Origin of the sequence: Candidatus Palauibacter australiensis, from assembly GCA_026705295.1 — a bacterium.
In the GTDB taxonomy this organism is placed as follows: Bacteria; Gemmatimonadota; Gemmatimonadetes; order Palauibacterales; family Palauibacteraceae; genus Palauibacter; species Palauibacter australiensis.
Map to the genome: position 1 here is coordinate 15,119 of JAPPBA010000155.1, position 17,116 is coordinate 32,234.

The window sequence follows — 17,116 nt, forward strand, 5'->3', positions numbered from 1 at the left end:
TGCTTCCATGAGCGAGCGGATCCGGGTCCGGGGCGCCCGGCAGCACAACCTGAAGGGCATCGACATCGACATCGAGCGCGGGGCCCTCACCGTCCTCACGGGGCCCTCCGGCTCGGGGAAATCCAGCCTCGCCTTCGACACGATCTACGCCGAAGGACAGCGGCGGTACATCGAGTCGCTCTCCACCTACGCCAAGCAGTTTCTCGAGCGGATGCCGAAGCCCGCCGTCGATCTCGTCGAGGGCGTGAGCCCTTCCGTCGCCATCGACCAGAGCAACCGCGTGCAGTCGAGCCGCTCCACCGTCGGCACGATCACGGAGGTCTACGACTACCTGAGACTGCTGTGGGCGCGCGTGGGGACGACCGTGTGTCCGGAGTGCGGGCGTGTCGTCGTGCCGGACACCGTGACGTCGGCCACCGATGCGCTCCTCGATGCCGGTCCCGACGCGCGGCTCGCCATCGCCTTCCCCGTCCCCCCCGAGGAGCGCGCGGACGGCGCGAGGGTGGTGCAGAACCTCAGGGCGCGGGGGTATGTCCGCCTCCTCGCCGACGGCCGCGAACTCTACCTGCCGGACATCGATCTGGAGGGAGAAGAAGGAGAAGAAGAAGAGGGAGGAGGGGACGCCACGCGCGCGTTGACGCAGGCGCGGGAGGCGCTCGTGGTCGTGGACCGGGTCGGGTCCCGGGCGGAGGACCGGGAACGGATCGCGGATTCGCTCGCGGCCGCCTTCGCCGAGGGGAGGGGCGCCGCCGTCGCGCTCGTCTGGCGGCGCGGTACCTCGACCCCCGAGCGCCGCGACTTCGAAGAGGCCCATCGCTGCGGAGCGTGCGGCGCCGCGTTTCCGCGCCCCACCCCCCAACTGTTCAGCTTCAACAGCCCCGCCGGAGCGTGCGACACCTGCACGGGGTTCGGCGCCGTGCTCGAGTACTCCCCCCAACTGATCGTTCCCGACCCGGGCCGTTCACTGGAAGAGGGAGCCCTCGATCCATGGTCGAAGCCCCGCTACCGGCGCGAGCGCGCGCGGCTGAGACAGTTCGCCGCCGCCTCCGGGCTCGACACGACTCTCCCGTGGGAGGCGCTTCCCGAGGCAGGCCGCGACGTCCTGTTGAACGGAGGGCGGTACGCCGAGGAGCGCTTTCGGGGCGTGATCCCGTTTCTCCGCTCGAAGGAAAAAAAGCGGTATAAAGCGTACATCCGTGTCTTCCTGCGCCAGTATCAGCTTCCGGAGCGGTGTTCCGGCTGCGAGGGCTACCGCCTGAAGCCGGAGGCGCTGAACGTGCGCGTCGCCGGGCGACACATCGCCGAAGTCGCCCGCTGGACGGTGAAGGATCTCTCCGCCTGGCTCGCGGAAGGACTCGACCTCACCCCCTTCCAGCGTCACGTGGCGTCGACGATCCTGCGCGAACTCGAGCACCGGACCTCGTTTCTCGCGGAAGTCGGGCTCGGGTACCTGACGCTGGACCGGCAGGCTCGATCCCTCTCCGGGGGGGAGATGCAGAGGATCCGCCTCGCCAGCTGTCTCGGGAGCCGGCTGGTCGGCACGCTCTATGTCCTCGACGAACCCACGATCGGCCTTCATCCGCACGACATCGACGCCTTCACCGGCGTCCTCGAACGGCTCGCGAGCCGCGGCAACACCGTCCTCGTCGTCGAGCACGAGCCCGCGGTGCTGGAGCGCGCCGACCGCATCGTGGAACTGGGCCCCCGGGCCGGGGAACAGGGCGGCGAGATCGTGTTCGAGGGCGGCTGGGCCGATCTTCTCGCGGCGGAGACCGGAACCGGCCAGGCCCTCCAGCAGCGGGCGGCCGCCGCCGGGCAGGGCGGCACAGGGCGGGGCGGCACAGGGCGGGGCGGCGCTCGGCCTGGCGGCGCTCGGCCTGGCGGCGGTCCCGAACTCGTCCTGCGCGGCGCCCGCCTGCACAACGTGCGGGATGTGGACGTGGCGGTCCCGCTGGGGGCGCTCACGCTCGTCACCGGCGTCTCCGGCTCCGGGAAGTCGACGCTCATCCGCGGGGTGCTGTACCACGCCCTCGAGCGGGAGATCACGGACCGGTCCTCCGCCAAACCGCACCTGGGCGAGCCCGCCGGCGCCTGGGACCGGCTCGAAGGGGCGGAACTCCTGGAGGATGTCGTGCTCGTCGACCAGCGGCCGATCGGCCGCACCCCGCGCTCGAATCCCGCGACCTACATCGGAGCCTTCACGGCGCTGAGGAACGCATACGCCGCCCTCCCGGAAGCGCGCTCCCGCGGCTACGAGGCGGGATACTTCTCCTTCAACCGCCCGGGCGGGCGCTGCGAGCAATGCAAGGGCGCGGGGGAGGAGACGGTGGAGATGGTCTTCCTGGCCGACGTCTCCGTGCCCTGCGAGGCGTGCGGGGGGTCGCGCTACCGTCCGGAGGTGCTGGAGATCGGGATCCGCGGCCGTTCGATCCGCGACGCACTGGACATGACCGTGGACGAAGCGATCCGCTTCTTCATCCGCCACGACCGTCTCGGAGCCCGGCTGTGGCAACTGCAACGAGTGGGTCTGGGATACCTTCGGCTCGGCCAGCCCGCCACGACGCTCTCCGGAGGGGAGGCGCAGCGCCTCAAGATCGCCCGGGAACTCGCGCGCCGAGGGGGCGCGGGGCGCAGGCTGTACATCCTCGACGAACCCACGGTGGGCCTCGGCGTGGCGGAAGTCGGCACCCTCGTCGCTGTACTGCGCGAACTCGTGAAGGAAGGGCACGCGGTCGTCGTCGTCGAACACAACCTCGACGTGGTCGCGGAGGCCGATTGGGTCATCGACATGGGGCCCGGGGCCGCGGAGGACGGCGGCCGCATCGTGGCGGCGGGTCCACCCGCCGAGATCGCGGAGTCCGAGGCCTCCCTCACCGGTGCCTTCCTCCGCGCGCGGGCGCAACGCCTCGGCCTCGATGCCGCCGTGGCCGGAGCGGAGTCGGCGTGACCGAAGCGGAGTCGGCGTGACCCAGGTGGACGAGCCGCGCGTCTCCATCCTGCTGCCGTGCCGGGACGCCGAGCCCTTCCTGGGCGCGTGCATCGAAAGCCTCGCCGCCCAGTCCGAGCCGCGCTTCGAGGTGCTCGCGCTCGACGACGGTTCGAGGGACGGGACCGGACCGCTGCTGCGGGCGTGGGCGGACCGCGACCCCCGCGTCCGTCTCGTCGATCGCGACGGTTCGGGGATCGTCGCGGCGCTGCGCCGGCTGTCGGGCGAGGCCCGGTCGCCGCTCCTCGCCCGCATGGACGCTGACGACGTGGCACGGCCCGACCGGCTGGCCGCGCAACTCCGCCTCCTCGCCCGGCGCCCGGATGTCGCCGCCTGCGGCACGGGCGTCCGCTACTTCCCGCGGCCCCGGCCCAACTCGGGCTACCTCCGCTACGAGCGCTGGATCAACGGGCTCACCGAGCCCGCCGCGGTCGAGCGGGACCTGTTCGTCGAATGTCCGATCGCCCACCCCACGCTGATGGTGCGGCGCGACGCCTTCGAGGGCGTCGGCGGCTATCGCGACGCCGGGGGACCGGAGGACTACGACCTCATCCTGCGGCTGGCCACGGCGGGCCATCGCATGACGAACGTGCCGCAGATCCTCCACGAGTGGCGCCTGGGTCCGCACCGGCTGTCGGAGCGGTCGGACCGCTACAGCCCCGACGCGTTCCGGCGTCTGAAGATCGCGCACCTGGCGGACGGCCATGTACCGGCGGGCCGGCCGCTCGTGATCTGGGGCGCCGGCAAGGTCGGAAAGGCCTTCGCGCGCGGCTGGCTCGAACAGGCCGGATCCGCGACTCGCGCCCGCCCGGTGGAGGCGTTCGTGGACCTGGACCCCCGCAAGATCGGGCAGAACATCCACGGAGCCGTCGTCCTCCGCCCGCAGGATCTCCCGGCGTTCGGCGCGTCCGTCCGCCCGTACGTGCTCCTCGCGGTGGGCACACCCGGCGCGCGCCGCGAGATCCGCGAGGCGCTGGAGGCCCTGGGTTTTCGGGAGATCGACGACTACCGCGCCGTGGCCTAGTTGTAGGTGCCACGATGGTTGTTCACCGGGGCGAGCGGTTGAGGCGCGTCGCGGGTCACGTACGGGGAGGTTCTACCCGGCGAACGGAAGGAGGACGCGGTGGCACTCCTCCTGCACGTAGTCGCCTTCCACCTAACTGTGCATCCGGGGGTGCAGATTGTCATTCCGATTGACAATCTGCACCCCTCTTTCGAAGGCTCGTCGGATCATGCCACCGGCCACCAGAGTGCCGAGGCGCGGAGTCATGGTCGAGTACTTCCCACGTCACATCATCGAACTCCCGCAACAGATCCGCGCCGTAGGCGGAGGACGGGGTCTGGTAGCCCGGCTTGAAATCACCGGCCAGCGCGCGTCCCGCGATGGCGACGGCTACCGTCGCGGTGAAGCCGTAGGGGTCCGGCGTCCGCACGCGCGCCGCCGCCCGCCTCCCCTCCGCGTCTTCGATCTCCGCGACCAGGATCCCGTGCGCCGTCTGGCGCGCCGATTCGCTCGGCCCCTCCGGCGCGCGATCGAGCAGGCGGTTCAGCAGCGCCCTTCCCGTTCGTCCGGCCAGCAGCGGGCCGAAGCCGCGCAGGATCCTCGTGAGGCGGGTGAAGCTCCGGGTTGCCTGCAGGTAGGTCTCGATGTTCGGTATTCCCGTGGAATGGAAGGCCGTCGTCACGTCTCCCAGCACCCCGACGAGCGCGGCGCCCGGCGGGGGTCCGAAATCGAACGCGTGACGCAGTTGACCGGGTCGCACCGTCGCGATCGCACCGTCGCGCCGGATCCGAAACTGCCCGATCGCCTGGGCTACCGTGCGCATCGTGCCGCGGGAGGCGCCGCTGCGGGCCGCGAGGCCGAGCCGCAGGGTGCGGCCGCCCGGGTGCCGCGCGGCGAGGTCCGCGATGAGGCAGTCGCTCGGGACGACGTCGAACCCGACGCCCGGCAGGACCATGATGCCGGCCGCGGCGGCCTCCGCCCCGCGCGCGGCCAGCGCCTCGAACACATCGACCTCCCCGGTGATGTCGAGATAGTGCGCGCCCGTCTTCCGGCAGGCGTCGTACATCGGGAGAGCGGTGCGCGAGAACGGCCCCGCGCAATGAAGGACGACCGCAACGTCCTCCAGCGCGCCGGCAAGCGTAGCGGGGTCGTCCAGTCCAAAGGCCCGGGTCTCCAGCCCGTGCGCCACGGCCCCCGGTGACGCCAGCGCGGCGAGCTTCTCCGGATCCCGGCCGCCGACAACCGGCCGCAGCCCGGACCGCACCGCCTCGGCCACCGCGAGCCGCCCGGTATATCCCGTGGCGCCGTAGATGAGCAGTTTCGATTCACGCATGTCCCCAAACTACGGAGCGACTCGCCATGCGTCTCCTGCTGTTCAGCGATCTCCACACCGATCTCGCGGCCGCCGCGTCGATCGTCGAGCGGGCCGCCGGCTTCGACGCGGTCGTCGGGGCCGGCGACCTCGCGGTCAAGCGGCGCGGCCTGGCCGGGATCGTCGAAGTCCTGGCCGCGATCGAGACCCCCACCGTCCTCGTGCCCGGAAACGGCGAGTCCGCCGAGGAACTCTCCGCGGCGTGCCAAGGCTGGCCGGCGGCCCACGTCCTGCACGGAGACGGCGTCGACATCGGCGGCGTGCCCTTCTTCGGTCTCGGCGGCGGCGTGCCGGTGACCCCCTTCGGCCCGTGGAGCTACGACTTCACGGAAGACGAAGCGCGGGACCTCCTCGCGCCGTGCCCCGCGGGCGCCGTCCTCGTATCCCACTCCCCCCCGCTCGGCCACGCCGACGCCGACGCGTCGGGTCGCCACATGGGCAGCACCGCGGTACTGGAAGCCATCGAACGCACCCGCCCCCGCCTCGTCGTCTGCGGCCACATCCACGGCTCATGGGGCGTCCGCTCCCGGGCCGGAGACACCCCGATCGTCAACGCCGGCCCCGCAGGCGCGGAGTGGCGTATCGAAAGTCGCGGAATGCCCGGAAACCCTGTAGATTAGCGGGTCTTACCGAGTGCGGCCGGGCTCCTCCGGAGCTGCCTGTGGCCGCCGCGTCCTCGAGGATCTCGAACACGCCAGTTCCAGCGGGAATCCATGACCACCGAGAGTATAGAACGCGTCGAGCAGAGACCGCTCGAAGAAGAGATGCGCGAATCGTTCATCGACTACTCGATGAGCGTGATCGTGCAGCGCGCCCTCCCCGACGTTCGCGACGGCCTGAAGCCGGTCCACCGGCGGATCCTGTACGCGATGCACGAGGCGGGCCTCGGCCCGACCCGGCCCTACCGGAAGAGCGCCACCGTCGTCGGCGACGTGATCGGCAAGTACCACCCGCACGGCGACTCGGCTGTCTACGATTCGCTCGTCCGTATGGCGCAGGAGTTTTCGCTCCGCTACCCGCTCGTCGACGGGCAGGGCAACTTCGGGTCCGTGGACGGTGACTCCGCCGCGGCCTACCGGTACACGGAGGCCCGGCTGGCCGGATTCGCCAGCGAGCTTCTGGGGGACATCGACAAGGAGACGGTCGACCACACGCCGAACTTCGATGATCGGCTTCAGGAGCCGACCGTCCTGCCCTCGGCGCTCCCCAACCTCCTCGTCAACGGATCGTCGGGCATCGCCGTCGGCATGGCCACGAACATCCCCCCGCACAATCTCCGCGAGGTGGCCGCTGCCTGTCACCGCCTCATCGAGGCGCCCGACACGACGCTCGACGAGTTGATGGAGATCGTCCGGGGCCCCGACTTCCCCACCGGGGGCGCGATCTTTGGCGGGGCCGGGATCCGCGAAGCCTACCGGCAGGGCCGCGGACGGGTCGTGATGCGCGCGAAGGCGGATATCGAGGAGGGACGGGACGGCCGCGACCGCATCATCATCCGCGAGATCCCCTTCATGGTGAACAAGACCCGGCTCATCGAGCAGATCGCGGGTCTCGTGCGCGACAAGAAGGTCACGGACATCTCCGACCTGCGCGACGAGTCCGACCGCGACGGGATCCGGGTCGTCATCGAACTGAAACGCGACGCAGTGCCGCAGATCGTCCTGAACCAGCTCTTCAAGGGTACGCAACTCCAGTCCACCTTCGGCGTCATCATGCTCGCGCTCGTCGGCGGCGAGCCGCAGGTGATGGACCTCAAGACGATGCTCGGGCACTTCCTCGAGCACCGGCACGAGGTGGTGGAGCGGCGGACGCGCTTCGAGTACGGGGTGGCGAAGGACCGGGAACACGTCCTCGAGGGGCTCAAGGTCGCGGTCGACAACATCGACGAAGTCATCCGCATCATCCGCGCCTCCGCCGAGACCGAGGTCGCGCGCGCGGAACTCCGGTCAGTCTTCGATCTCAGCGAACGCCAGGCCGACGCGATCCTGAACATGCGGCTCGCGCGCCTCACGGGACTCGAGATCGAGAAACTCGAGGAGGAACTGGAGAAGGTGCGCGCGCGCCGGCAGGAACTCGAGGCCATCCTCGCCTCGCGCGCCCGGCGGATGGAGATCGTCGGGGATGAGCTGTCGGCTCTCGTAGACAAGTTCGGGGATGAGCGCCGCACCGAGATCGTGCCCGACACCTCGGACCTCACGGACGAGGACCTCATCGCCGAAGAGCGGATGGTCATCACCGTCTCGCACTCCGGCTACATCAAGCGCATCGAGCCCCAGGTCTACCGGGCGCAGCGGCGCGGCGGGCGCGGGATCGCGGGCATGGGCACGAAGGAAGAGGACTGGGTGGAGCACCTCTTCCTCGCCTCGACCCACGACTATCTCCTCATCTTCACGACCGCGGGCCGCATGTACTGGCTCAAGGTGTACCAGATCCCGCTCGCACGCCGGACGGCGCGCGGGAAACCGATCGTGAACCTGCTGAGGATGGAGAAGGGCGAGAAAATCGCCTCCATCGTCAGGGCGCGCGAGTTCTCCGCCGACCGCTTCCTCATCTTCGCCACCCGCCGGGGCCTCGTGAAGAAGACGAGCCTCGCCGCGTATCGGAACGTCCGGGCGCCGGGTCTGCGCGCCATCAACATCCTCGAGGACGACCGGCTCATCGATGTGAAGCTGAGCGATGGCGCGAACGATGTGATCCTCGCGACGCGCCGCGGGAGGGCGATCCGGTTTTCGGAAGGAGGCATACGAGAGGTTGGACGCGTCGCTCAGGGTGTGCGCGGCATCAGGCTCAAGGGGCGGGACACCGTCGTCGCGATGGTGGTCGCGCGGCGGGGCGGTTCCCTGTTGACCGCGACGCAATTGGGGATGGGCAAGCGCAGCGATGTGGATGACTATCGGATCACGCACCGCGGGGGGCAGGGTGTGATCAACCTCAAGCCGACGGACAAATCCGGCCTGGTCGCGGCCGTGCGAGAGGTAACGGACGACGACGAGCTGATGTTCGTGACCCGGAACGGAGTCATCAATCGGCAGCAGGCGGAGGGAATCCGGGTAATCGGACGCGCCACGCAAGGGATGCGGCTGGTCGCGCTCGATGAAGGAGATGAACTCGTGGACGTTGCGTGCCTGATCGATCCGATCGGAACGGATCCCGCGGCGGACGATCCTGCGGAAGCCGACGCTCTTGACGGCGCCGAAGTCGAGGCCGGCGACGTCGAGGACACCGAGTGAGCGGCGCTACCGCGACCCTCGTTTCACTCGCCGACGTCGAGGCCGCGCACGAGCGGATTCGCGGCGCGGTTCGGCGCACGCCCCTTATCCCCGCCCCGTTCCCGCGGGCGGACGGGCGCGGGGCGACCGACGCGCCTGACGGCGTGTGGCTGAAGTGCGAGAACCTCCAGCGCGTCTCCGCCTTCAAGGCGCGTGGCGCGTACAACTACGTGAGCCGGCTCTCGCCGGAAGCGCGGGCCGCGGGGCTCCTCACCTACTCGTCGGGCAATCACGCGCAGGCCGTGGCGTGGGCCGCCCGCGCGTTCGCGGTGCCGGCGCGGATCGTGATGCCCGTCGATGCCCCCGACGTGAAACGCGAGGCGACGATCGCCCTCGGGGCGGAGGTCGAACTCGAGGGCACGACGTCGGCTGAGCGCAAGGCGCGCGCCGAGCAGATTCAGCGGGAAGTCGGCGGGACGATGGTGCCGCCCTTCGACGACCCCGACATCATCGCGGGGCAGGGGACCGTGGCGCTCGAGATCATCGAGCAACTCGGCTCCCGCGAACCGGGGATGGTGCTGGCGCCGATCGGCGGCGGCGGGCAACTGTCGGGCGTCGCGGCCGCGGTGCGGCGCCGCTGCCCGGAGGCCGAGGTGATCGGCGTCGAGCCCGAGGGGGCGGCCTCGATGCTGCGCTCGCTTGAGCACGGCGCGCCCGTCACGCTCGACCGTGTGTCCACGGTCGCCGACGGCCTCAAGCCGGTCCGCCCCGGCGATCTCACCTTCGCCCACTGCCGCGACCTGGTGGACCGCGTCATCACCGTCGACGACGAGGCGATCCGGGACGCCGTCCGCTGGCTCTTCGGCCTGCGGCTGGTGGTGGAGCCCTCCGGCGCGGCCACGGTGGCGGCGCTGCTCAACGGCGCGGTGGCGCCCGCGGAGCGGGGGGAGACCGTGGCGGTCCTGTCCGGCGGCAACATCGAGCCCGCGCTCCTCGCGGAGTGGATCGGCGGTTGACCGCCTCCAACGGGACTCCGGGATGTGCTGCGCAGCTCGTATTGTTCGACATCGACGGGACGCTGGTGCACGCGGCGGGGGTCGGCCGCGCGGCCATCGAGGGCGCGATGATCGAGGTATACGGGACGCCCGGTCCCATCGACGATCTCCCCTTCGACGGGATGACCGACCCGCAGATCGTGCGCACGCTCCTCCGCGCCGAAGGCCTGTCCGAAGCAGAGATCGCGCCGGGGTTCGACCGGCTGTGGCCCGCGTACGCCGCCCGGCTGGAGGACGAGATCGACGAGCGGCGCGAACGGATGCGCCCGACGCCCGGCGTTCCCGAGATCCTCGACGCGCTCGAGGCGGAGGGGGCGGCGCTCGGGCTCCTGACGGGCAATATCGTCGCCGGCGCCGAGGGGAAGCTTTCGGCGGTCGGGCTCTGGAGCCGCTTTCCGTTCGGCGCCTTCGGGTGCGACGACGCGGACCGGAACCGCCTGCCGCCCATCGCGCTCGAGCGGGCCTTCCGCCACACGGGAACGCGCTACGGCCCCGGCCGCACATGGATCATCGGGGACACCCCGCACGACATCGAGTGCGCCCGCAGGTCCGGCCTGTCCGTGCTCGGCGTGGCCACCGGACGCTTCTCCGTCGACGACCTCCGCCGGGCCGGCGCCGACGAAGCCCTTCCTGATCTCCGGGACACCCGCCGCGTGATGTCGGTCCTGGCGAGCGCATGAACCGGAGCCCGAAACGCGACCCGAGGGCGTATCGATTCGACGTCCACCTCGGGGGCGAGCAGGTGCGGTCGCAGGTCTCGGTTGTCTGCACGCCGGCCGGAATTCACTTCGAGGACCGGCAGATTCCGCTCGCGTCCGTCTTCTGGGTCTCGAGGCGGGCCGGCCTCATTCTCGTCTTCGCCCGCCGGCACACCGTCGCCTTCTTTGGGGAGAGCGGAGACCTGGAGGACTTCGCCCGCACCGTGGAACGGGGTAGCGACGTGGCGGGCCGCCGAGCCCTCCTCCGGCCGTTGGCCGCTGACGTCGTCGTGTGTACGGCGGGCACCGAGATCGCGGGCAGGATCGGCGACGCGCCCCTCGAGGGACTCTACCTCGCGGTGTTCACGAGGCGGGGGCTTCATCTCTTCGCCGAAGAACACGAGTACACCTTGCGCTGGCCGACCGAGCACGCGGCCGAAGCCGCCGCCGACGCCCACGGGGATGGTCGCCCCATCCTCGAACTCGCCAAGGGGGATGCGTCCTTCGAGGTGCGCTATCTCTTCCCGGAGGAAATCCGCGCCATCGTCGAGGTTGCCGGCACCGTCCCGGCGCCTCCCGACACCGACACCGCCTTGGAGATGTTCGACAAGGGGGAAGTTGCGCGTCCGGTGCGGGCGCGCCTGCCCGATTTCTCCGTGGGCGCGGACACGCTGCAACGGGTGACCGAGGCGGCGGTCGACCGCGTGCGGATCGACCCTTCGATCGGGGAGAGCTTCGATCGACGCTACTTCGAGCGACACTTCCGGACGCTCGGCGAGATCGCGCTGGGCCCCCTCATGCTGCGGCGCTCCGCCGCGCTCGAAGCCGACTCCGTCGCCGGCGCCGTTCAGGCGATGGACGCGGAGCAGATGCGGCAGGACGCCACCGCCGCGTTTCGCGGTGTCACGGACGAGTTGATACGAGTGTACACCGCTGAGGTAGAGGCGGTCGTCAGGACCAGGCGTCTCGACCGGGACAAGGGCGAGAAGGCGCTGGCCGCGGCGGAGGAACCCGCTCTGCGGGACGCGATGTCGAAGCACATCGACGCCCTGAAGCCCGCGTTCGACACCGCGCTGGCCCGGCAGCAGCTCCTCCTGCAGCAGTTGCACGCGCGCGATCTCGCCCCGCCGGAGGCGGAGGAAGCGAGCGTCGAGGAGGCGATCCAGGCCTGGACGGACGAGGTGATGAAGCTGGACCGGGGATACGTCTCCGCGGCCGCCGCGGCGCTCCTCGAAATCGGGGCCCTGTGGTCCGATCGCATGATTCCCGGCCTCCGGGCGCTGGCAGCCCTTCGCGCCCGACGCTTGTCGAAGCGGAGCCGATGGGCGATTCTCGCGATAGTGATGTTCTTCGTCGCTGCCGCGCTGGCCTGGCTGGCCCGGGACCTGATCCCTGGCTGGCCCGGGATCTGAATCAGGACAGGGAGTACGACAGATGGCAAGGAAGATGGCACAGCAGACGAGCGCTCCCGCGCGCAAAAACCGGTGGTTCCCGATCGCCTTGGTCGTCGTCGTGGCTGCTGGCGGATACTGGCTTTTCGTGGGGGGCGGACAAAGTAGCTCGGGTCCGCCGCCAACCCCGGCCGAGTTGGCCGAAGTGCTTGCCGCGGCAGACGCGGATCCCGCGGTCGGCTACGAGTTGGCGGAGTCGGCGCCGGTCACGATCGAGGAGTTCTACGATCCGTCGTGTCCCGCCTGCGCGCAGTTCTCGGGCTTCCACGGCAAGCTCCTGCGGCAGAACTACGTCGAGCCGGCCAACGGCCCGGTGCGCTGGGTTGCGTACACCATCATTCTCGGCACCTTCCCCAACTCGATCGCCGCGGCGCTGGCCGAGCGCTGCGCGAACGAGCAGGGTCTGTATTGGCCCGTACACGACCTGCTGCTCGCTCGCCAGACGCGCTGGTACCTGGAACAGGATCCCGCCGGCGCGATCGCCGAAATCGCCCGGGACGGGGGCGTCGACGCCGACACCTTCAACGAGTGCATGCGTGAGCGCCGCTACCTCGACGACGTCGCCAAGTCGCAGCGGGTCGCCGAGTCGCGGGGCGTGAACTCCACCCCCACGATTTTCGTGGACGGAGAGCGCGTGAACTGGCAGGGCGCGGACCCGTACACGTTCCTGGAGGGGATGATCCGGAGCCGGTTGGAGGAGCTGTCCTCCGGGAGCGATGCCTCGGAGAGTGGTCAGGGAGCGCCGTAACCCATGAGCGAACTGAACCGGCGCCGGGGGATCGCGCTCCTGGCGCTGGCCGGCGCCTTCCTCTCCACCTACCTCTTCCTCTACGCGCTCGGCTACTACGGCGAACTCGTGTGCGGCGCGGGCGGCGGCTGCGATCTGGTACAGGGGTCGCGCTGGGCCCGCTTCCTCGGATTCCCCGTGGCGGGCTGGGGCGTGGGCTGGTACGTGGCCGTGTTCGGCGTCTCGATGCTGGGGACCCGGGACGGCATCGGCGCCGCCGGCTGGATCCCGCGCGCGCTGGCCCTGCTCGCCCTGGGCGGACTCGCCTTCACGATCTACCTGACGGCCCTCGAACTGTGGGTCATCCACGCCATCTGCCGCTGGTGCGTCGGCAGCGCCGTCATCACCCTCGGAATCTTCCTCCTCACCCTCCCCGAGTTCCGAGCGCTCCGCCGCTCGACCTGACGCGCCCGAGCCGGGTTAGGAACCGGGGGGGCGGAGTTCGTTCCAGCGTTCGATGAAAGCGACGGCCGCGTCGACGAAGACCTCGGTGGCGATGCGGCCGCGTTCGACCGTGGCTTCGGCCGGATGGCGCGTGCCCCACACGCCCGTGGAGGACATCTCCGCGGACGAGGTGCCCTTGCCCGTCGACTCGTCCTTGAGTCCCTCGGCGAGGAACACGGCGAGCGCCGTCGGGTCGCCGGCCAGCACGTCGGGCAGCATCGCCTCCAGGTGGGCCGGCATCGTGACCTCCGCCGGGACCGCCGCGTCGATGTCCACCAGCGTCGGCATGAGATAGAGGGAGCTCGAGGTCTCGGGCGTCCCGCCGTGCCGGTCGAGTTCGTCCGGCGGCGGCGTCGGAACGGAGGCCATCCGGTCCCGATCCCGGAAGCGTCCCGACACCGCGCCCAGGTCCACGGCGATCCCCGCCGTCTCCTGGTTGATGCGGTCCACGATGAACGTCGTGATGGCCCGGTTCCCCCCGTGCGCGTTCAGCATCAGGAAGCGCTTGAAGCCGTGCGCCATGAGGCTCTTCACGGCCTCGACGTAGACCTCCTGGATCAGGGTCGAGGGCAGGGTGATCGTCCCCTCGAACCCCATGTGATAGGGGGACTGTCCCGGCAGCAGGATCGGAGCCACGAGGACGTCCGCCCGCTGCGCCACAAGCTTCGCCTGCTCGACCCCGTTCAGGTAGTCGGTGCCGATCGGCAGGTGGTTGCCGTGCTGTTCCAGCGCGGCGACCGGGATCAGGACCATGTCGCTGCGCGCGAGAAAATCGCGCACCTCCGGCACGGTCATGTGCGGCAGGTAGTTCTTCACCTTCTCCTGCGTCCACAGCGGGTTCGTCTGCGCGGACGCCGCCGGAGCGAGGAAGAAGAGGAAGACCAGCGAAAGCGGCGAGACGGGCAGGGACCGTCGCATGGGACCTCTCCTGTCGTGCTGGTAGGCCCCCCGGAGGGTCTCAGGCGGTGGCGCGCCAGAACCCTTCCAGCGCCTCTCCGTCCGGCGAGGCGCGCAGCTTGTCGAAGGCCCGGTTTCGGATCTGCCGGATGCGCTCGCGGGTCACGCCGAGGAGCGAACCGATCTCCTCCAGCGTCATCTCCTCGCCGTCGTCGAGGCCGTAGTAGAGGACGAGGATCTTCCGCTCGCGCTCGGTGAGGTAGCGCTCGAACATCTTCTCGAGGAACTCCCGGCGCGCCTGGTCCTCGACATCCTCCTCGATGTCCGCGTCGTCCATCCCCGAAAAACGCTCGCCGAAGGACGCGCTGTCGCGGTCGGACTTGTCGAGCGGCGCGTCGAGGCTGAGTTCGGCGGAGGCCACGCGCCGCAGCGCCCGCACCGTCTCCACCGGCTCCTCCATCTCCTCGGCGATCTCACGGTCCGTCGGCGAGCGCCCCAGCTTCTGCGTGAGCGCCGTCTCCGTCCGGGAGAGCTTGACGAGGTTGGAGTTCTGGTTCAGCGGGATGCGCACCGAGCGGGTCTGCTCGGCCAGCGCCTGGAGCACCGTCTGCCGAATCCACCACACCGCGTAGGAGATGAACTTCACGCCCTTGTCGGGATCGAACTTCTTGACGGCCTTGAGCAGACCCTCGTTCCCGATGCAGACGAGTTCGGCCAGGTTGAGCCCCCGGCCCTGGTACTTCTTCACATACGAGATCACGAAGCGCAGGTTCGCCGTGACGAGGCGCTCCGCCGCGTGACGGTCGCCCGCCCGCGCCTTCCGGGCGATCTCCCGCTCGATCTGCGGGTTCTCGATGAGCGGATAACGCTCGACATCCTGCAGATACTGGTCGAACGAGTCGAGCGCGTGCGTGTCGAAGAACATGCGTCGGCCGGTAGCCGTCTTCGCCATATGAAATCCGAATCCTGACCCGGGTCGGTTGTCCGATCGCTCTTGATACAAACTTGAAATGATAGAGGAAATTGGAGCGAGCCGCACCTTTTCCCGACTGCTTCTACCCCGAACCCCCCGCTCCGGCTCCCTCGCCGCCCCGGCCCGAAGCCGCGGCCGCCGCGCGTTCCCGGCGTCGCAGGCGGAGGAGATACCAGCACAGGGTGACCCAGGTGATGCCGTATCCGGCGCCGATGAACAGCCAGTGTTCGTTCATACCCGGTTCACCCTTCCTCCGGTCCCGACAGTTCGAGTTCGAGTTCCGTTGCAGCCAGCCGGTAGCGCCGCAGCCACAGGTACGCGAACGCGAGCGTGTAGGCGACGAATCCGAGCAGCATCACGAGCCCGTACGCGCTCCACATCGACTGCGGGGACGACGGGGGCTGGTGGAGGCTCCGCCACCAGAACACCGACAGGTACACGATCGGGACCTGGACGAACGCGATGAGACCGATCACGGCCGCCCAGCGCGCCCGCCGGTCCGGATCCTCCGCCATCGACCGCACGACGAGGTAGCCCGTGTAGATGGGTACGAGGAGCGCCGTGGTTGTGACTCGCGGGTCCCACGCCCACCAGATCCCCCACGTGGGCCGGCCCCACAGGGTGCCGAGGATGAGCGTGAGGACAGCGGCGACCACCCCGAGTTCCGCGGCGGAAACCGCGAGCAGGTCCCACTTCAGCCGGCGCTGCACGAGGTAGAGGATGCTCATGAGGAAGACGACGAAGAAGGCGAGCATCATCACCCACGCGATCGGAACGTGGACGTAGAGGAGGCGCTGGACTTCGCCCTGCAGCCCGTCGGCGGGCAGGACGGCGAGTCCGAGCACGGTGCTGACGGCGATGAGGGCGATCGCAAGCCACCCGAGCTTGGTCAGTCTATTCATTGAACCCGCATCACTCCTCGAGGACGACGGGGAAGATCCAGACACAGACGACGAACAATATCACGTCGTAGGACGCGAGTAACCTCAGCCACCCGCCGGCCCGTCCGAGCGGGTCGCCCGCCAGAAACGCTTCCGTGGCCCCGACGCTCCCGAGGACGACGGGGACGAGGGCGGGGAAGAGGAGGAGCGGCAGCAGGAGTTCGCGCGCGCGGAGGTGGACCGTGAGGGCGGAGAAGAACGTCCCGATGACGGAGAAGCCGAACGTGCCGAGGACGGCCACGAGCAGGAGCGGGCCGGCCTGCGCGGCGAAGTCGACGCTGTACAGGATCGCGGCGGCGGGGAAGAGGAGGACCTCGAGCGCGGCGAGCACGACGAGGTTGCCGGCCAGCTTGCCCAGGTAGATCGCCCGCACGTCGCCGGGATAGAGCCGCAGCAGGTGGGTGCCGCCCGCGAGTTCCTCGTTCTGGAACGTCCGGCCGAGGGAGAGGGTGCCGGTGAAGACGATCGCCACCCAGAGGAGGCCGCCCGCGAGCCGTCCGAGCAGGTCGTTGTCCACGCCGATGGCGAAGCTGAACATGAAGAGGACGAGCGCGGCGAAGGAGAGCATCGCCGTGAAGCCCTGCCGCGTGCGGGTCTCCGAGAGGATATCCTTCCACAGGATGGCGGCGGCTCGCCGCGCGAGCGCGCTCATGCGGTCTCGGCGGCCACCCGGCCGCCCACCAGCCGCACGACTTCGTCGGCGTGGCGAGTCGCGTCCTCGACCCGGTGCGAGGCGATGACCACGGCGGCGCCGGCCTCGCGCCACCCGCGGACCGCCTCGTGGACGAGCCCCACGCCGTCCTCGTCCAGGCTCACGAAGGGCTCGTCGAGCAGCACGAGTTCCAGCGGGCGGAGCCGGAGCCGCGCCAGTTCGAGGCGCTGGCGCATCCCGGTCGACCACGCCCGCACCGGGACGTCTGCCGCGCCGCCGAGATCGACCGCGGCGAGCGCGCCCCGCAGGTCGTCGTCCGTGGCCTCCGTCCCGGACATGTGCGCCGCGAAGCGCAGGTTTTCGACCCCGGTCAACTCCTCGTACGCGTGCCCACCGGCCGTCATGAACGCGGCGCGCGCCCGGATCTCGTCCCCGCCCGCGGGGAGGGTGTGACCCAGGACCTCCACCCGGCCCGCGGTCGGCCTGAGCACGGTCGAGATCACGCGGAGCAGCGTCGTCTTGCCCGTCCCGTTGGCGCCGAGCAGCGCGACGACCGCCCCGCGCGGCACGGCGAGGTCGACCCCGCGCAGCGCCCAGCGCCGGCCGAAGCGCCGGGTGACGCCCTCCGCGGCGACCGCGAGGCTCACC

General features: G+C 70.2%; 16 protein-coding genes. 9 read left to right on the top strand and 7 right to left on the bottom strand.

Annotation, left to right across the window (positions count from 1 at the left end):
- The first annotated feature begins 7 nt into the window (after nt 1-7).
- Together uvrA and OXN85_12860 are read left to right on the top strand one after the other, a co-directional pair.
- Nucleotides 8-2,947, top strand: coding sequence for an excinuclease ABC subunit UvrA (uvrA, locus tag OXN85_12855; GenBank protein MCY3600848.1), 2,940 nt, complete (start codon nt 8-10; stop codon nt 2,945-2,947).
- Between the two features lie 16 nt (nt 2,948-2,963).
- Nucleotides 2,964-4,010 carry a glycosyltransferase gene (locus OXN85_12860; protein MCY3600849.1) on the top strand — a complete coding sequence of 349 codons (1,047 nt, stop codon included), beginning with the start codon at nt 2,964-2,966 and terminating at the stop codon, nt 4,008-4,010.
- Between the two features lie 160 nt (nt 4,011-4,170).
- On the opposite strand, the gene OXN85_12865 is transcribed toward OXN85_12860, so the two are convergent.
- Nucleotides 4,171-5,322, bottom strand: a complete 1,152-nt coding sequence (locus OXN85_12865) for a saccharopine dehydrogenase NADP-binding domain-containing protein (protein ID MCY3600850.1) — start codon at nt 5,320-5,322, stop codon at nt 4,171-4,173.
- A gap of 26 nt (nt 5,323-5,348) precedes the next feature.
- Between OXN85_12865 and OXN85_12870 the strand changes: the two genes are divergently transcribed.
- From OXN85_12870 to OXN85_12900, 7 genes are all read left to right on the top strand, one after another.
- Nucleotides 5,349-5,981, top strand: coding sequence for a metallophosphoesterase family protein (locus tag OXN85_12870; GenBank protein ID MCY3600851.1), 633 nt, complete (start codon nt 5,349-5,351; stop codon nt 5,979-5,981).
- Between the two features lie 93 nt (nt 5,982-6,074).
- Nucleotides 6,075-8,591 (top strand): DNA gyrase subunit A, encoded by a 2,517-nt coding sequence (gene gyrA, locus OXN85_12875; protein ID MCY3600852.1) that lies wholly within the window; start codon nt 6,075-6,077, stop codon nt 8,589-8,591.
- Nucleotides 8,588-9,586: a threonine/serine dehydratase gene (locus OXN85_12880; GenBank protein MCY3600853.1), complete on the top strand. Its 999-nt coding sequence runs from the start codon at nt 8,588-8,590 to the stop codon at nt 9,584-9,586. The genes gyrA and OXN85_12880 overlap by 4 nt, the downstream gene beginning before the upstream one ends.
- Complete coding sequence (locus OXN85_12885; protein MCY3600854.1) at nt 9,583-10,305, top strand: HAD family hydrolase; 723 nt, start codon at nt 9,583-9,585, stop codon at nt 10,303-10,305. Before OXN85_12880 ends, OXN85_12885 begins: the two co-directional genes overlap by 4 nt.
- On the top strand, nt 10,302-11,735 hold the full coding sequence (locus OXN85_12890) for a hypothetical protein (protein MCY3600855.1): 1,434 nt from the start codon (nt 10,302-10,304) through the stop codon (nt 11,733-11,735). Before OXN85_12885 ends, OXN85_12890 begins: the two co-directional genes overlap by 4 nt.
- Before the next feature lie 184 nt (nt 11,736-11,919).
- Entirely contained in the window at nt 11,920-12,522 is a 603-nt protein-coding gene (locus OXN85_12895) for a thioredoxin domain-containing protein (protein MCY3600856.1), read from the top strand.
- A 3-nt stretch (nt 12,523-12,525) separates the two neighbouring features.
- Nucleotides 12,526-12,966 (top strand): vitamin K epoxide reductase family protein, encoded by a 441-nt coding sequence (locus OXN85_12900; protein ID MCY3600857.1) that lies wholly within the window; start codon nt 12,526-12,528, stop codon nt 12,964-12,966.
- A 15-nt stretch (nt 12,967-12,981) separates the two neighbouring features.
- Here the strand turns inward: OXN85_12900 and OXN85_12905 are convergent, their stop codons facing one another.
- The 6 genes from OXN85_12905 to OXN85_12930 all read right to left on the bottom strand — a co-directional run bounded on the left by OXN85_12905 (nt 12,982) and on the right by OXN85_12930 (nt 17,115).
- Nucleotides 12,982-13,923 (bottom strand): creatininase family protein, encoded by a 942-nt coding sequence (locus OXN85_12905; GenBank protein ID MCY3600858.1) that lies wholly within the window; start codon nt 13,921-13,923, stop codon nt 12,982-12,984.
- Between the two features lie 40 nt (nt 13,924-13,963).
- On the bottom strand, nt 13,964-14,854 hold the full coding sequence (locus OXN85_12910) for an RNA polymerase sigma factor RpoD/SigA (protein MCY3600859.1): 891 nt from the start codon (nt 14,852-14,854) through the stop codon (nt 13,964-13,966).
- Between the two features lie 103 nt (nt 14,855-14,957).
- Complete coding sequence (locus tag OXN85_12915; GenBank protein ID MCY3600860.1) at nt 14,958-15,110, bottom strand: heme exporter protein CcmD; 153 nt, start codon at nt 15,108-15,110, stop codon at nt 14,958-14,960.
- Nucleotides 15,111-15,117: 7 nt separating this feature from the next.
- The gene (ccsA, locus tag OXN85_12920) at nt 15,118-15,777 is read right to left on the bottom strand and encodes a cytochrome c biogenesis protein CcsA (GenBank protein ID MCY3600861.1); all 660 of its coding nucleotides are present in this window, start codon (nt 15,775-15,777) and stop codon (nt 15,118-15,120) included.
- Nucleotides 15,778-15,787: 10 nt separating this feature from the next.
- On the bottom strand, nt 15,788-16,468 hold the full coding sequence (locus OXN85_12925) for a heme exporter protein CcmB (GenBank protein ID MCY3600862.1): 681 nt from the start codon (nt 16,466-16,468) through the stop codon (nt 15,788-15,790).
- Complete coding sequence (locus OXN85_12930) at nt 16,465-17,115, bottom strand: ABC transporter ATP-binding protein (protein MCY3600863.1); 651 nt, start codon at nt 17,113-17,115, stop codon at nt 16,465-16,467. The genes OXN85_12925 and OXN85_12930 overlap by 4 nt, the downstream gene beginning before the upstream one ends.
- Nucleotide 17,116 lies beyond the last annotated feature (1 nt).

Bases quoted from the DNA above. Each gene is read 5' to 3' on its own strand.
- OXN85_12900 (MCY3600857.1), top strand. From the start codon at position 12,526: ATGAGCGAACTGAACCGGCGCCGGGGGATCGCGCTCCTGGCGCTGGCC.
- gyrA (MCY3600852.1), top strand. From the start codon at position 6,075: ATGACCACCGAGAGTATAGAACGCGTCGAGCAGAGACCGCTCGAAGAA.
- OXN85_12865 (MCY3600850.1), bottom strand. From the start codon at position 5,322: ATGCGTGAATCGAAACTGCTCATCTACGGCGCCACGGGATATACCGGG.
- ccsA (MCY3600861.1), bottom strand. From the start codon at position 15,777: ATGAATAGACTGACCAAGCTCGGGTGGCTTGCGATCGCCCTCATCGCC.
- OXN85_12910 (MCY3600859.1), bottom strand. From the start codon at position 14,854: ATGGCGAAGACGGCTACCGGCCGACGCATGTTCTTCGACACGCACGCG.
- OXN85_12925 (MCY3600862.1), bottom strand. From the start codon at position 16,468: ATGAGCGCGCTCGCGCGGCGAGCCGCCGCCATCCTGTGGAAGGATATC.
- uvrA (MCY3600848.1), top strand. From the start codon at position 8: ATGAGCGAGCGGATCCGGGTCCGGGGCGCCCGGCAGCACAACCTGAAG.
- OXN85_12890 (MCY3600855.1), top strand. From the start codon at position 10,302: ATGAACCGGAGCCCGAAACGCGACCCGAGGGCGTATCGATTCGACGTC.
- OXN85_12905 (MCY3600858.1), bottom strand. From the start codon at position 13,923: ATGCGACGGTCCCTGCCCGTCTCGCCGCTTTCGCTGGTCTTCCTCTTC.
- OXN85_12915 (MCY3600860.1), bottom strand. From the start codon at position 15,110: ATGAACGAACACTGGCTGTTCATCGGCGCCGGATACGGCATCACCTGG.
- OXN85_12870 (MCY3600851.1), top strand. From the start codon at position 5,349: ATGCGTCTCCTGCTGTTCAGCGATCTCCACACCGATCTCGCGGCCGCC.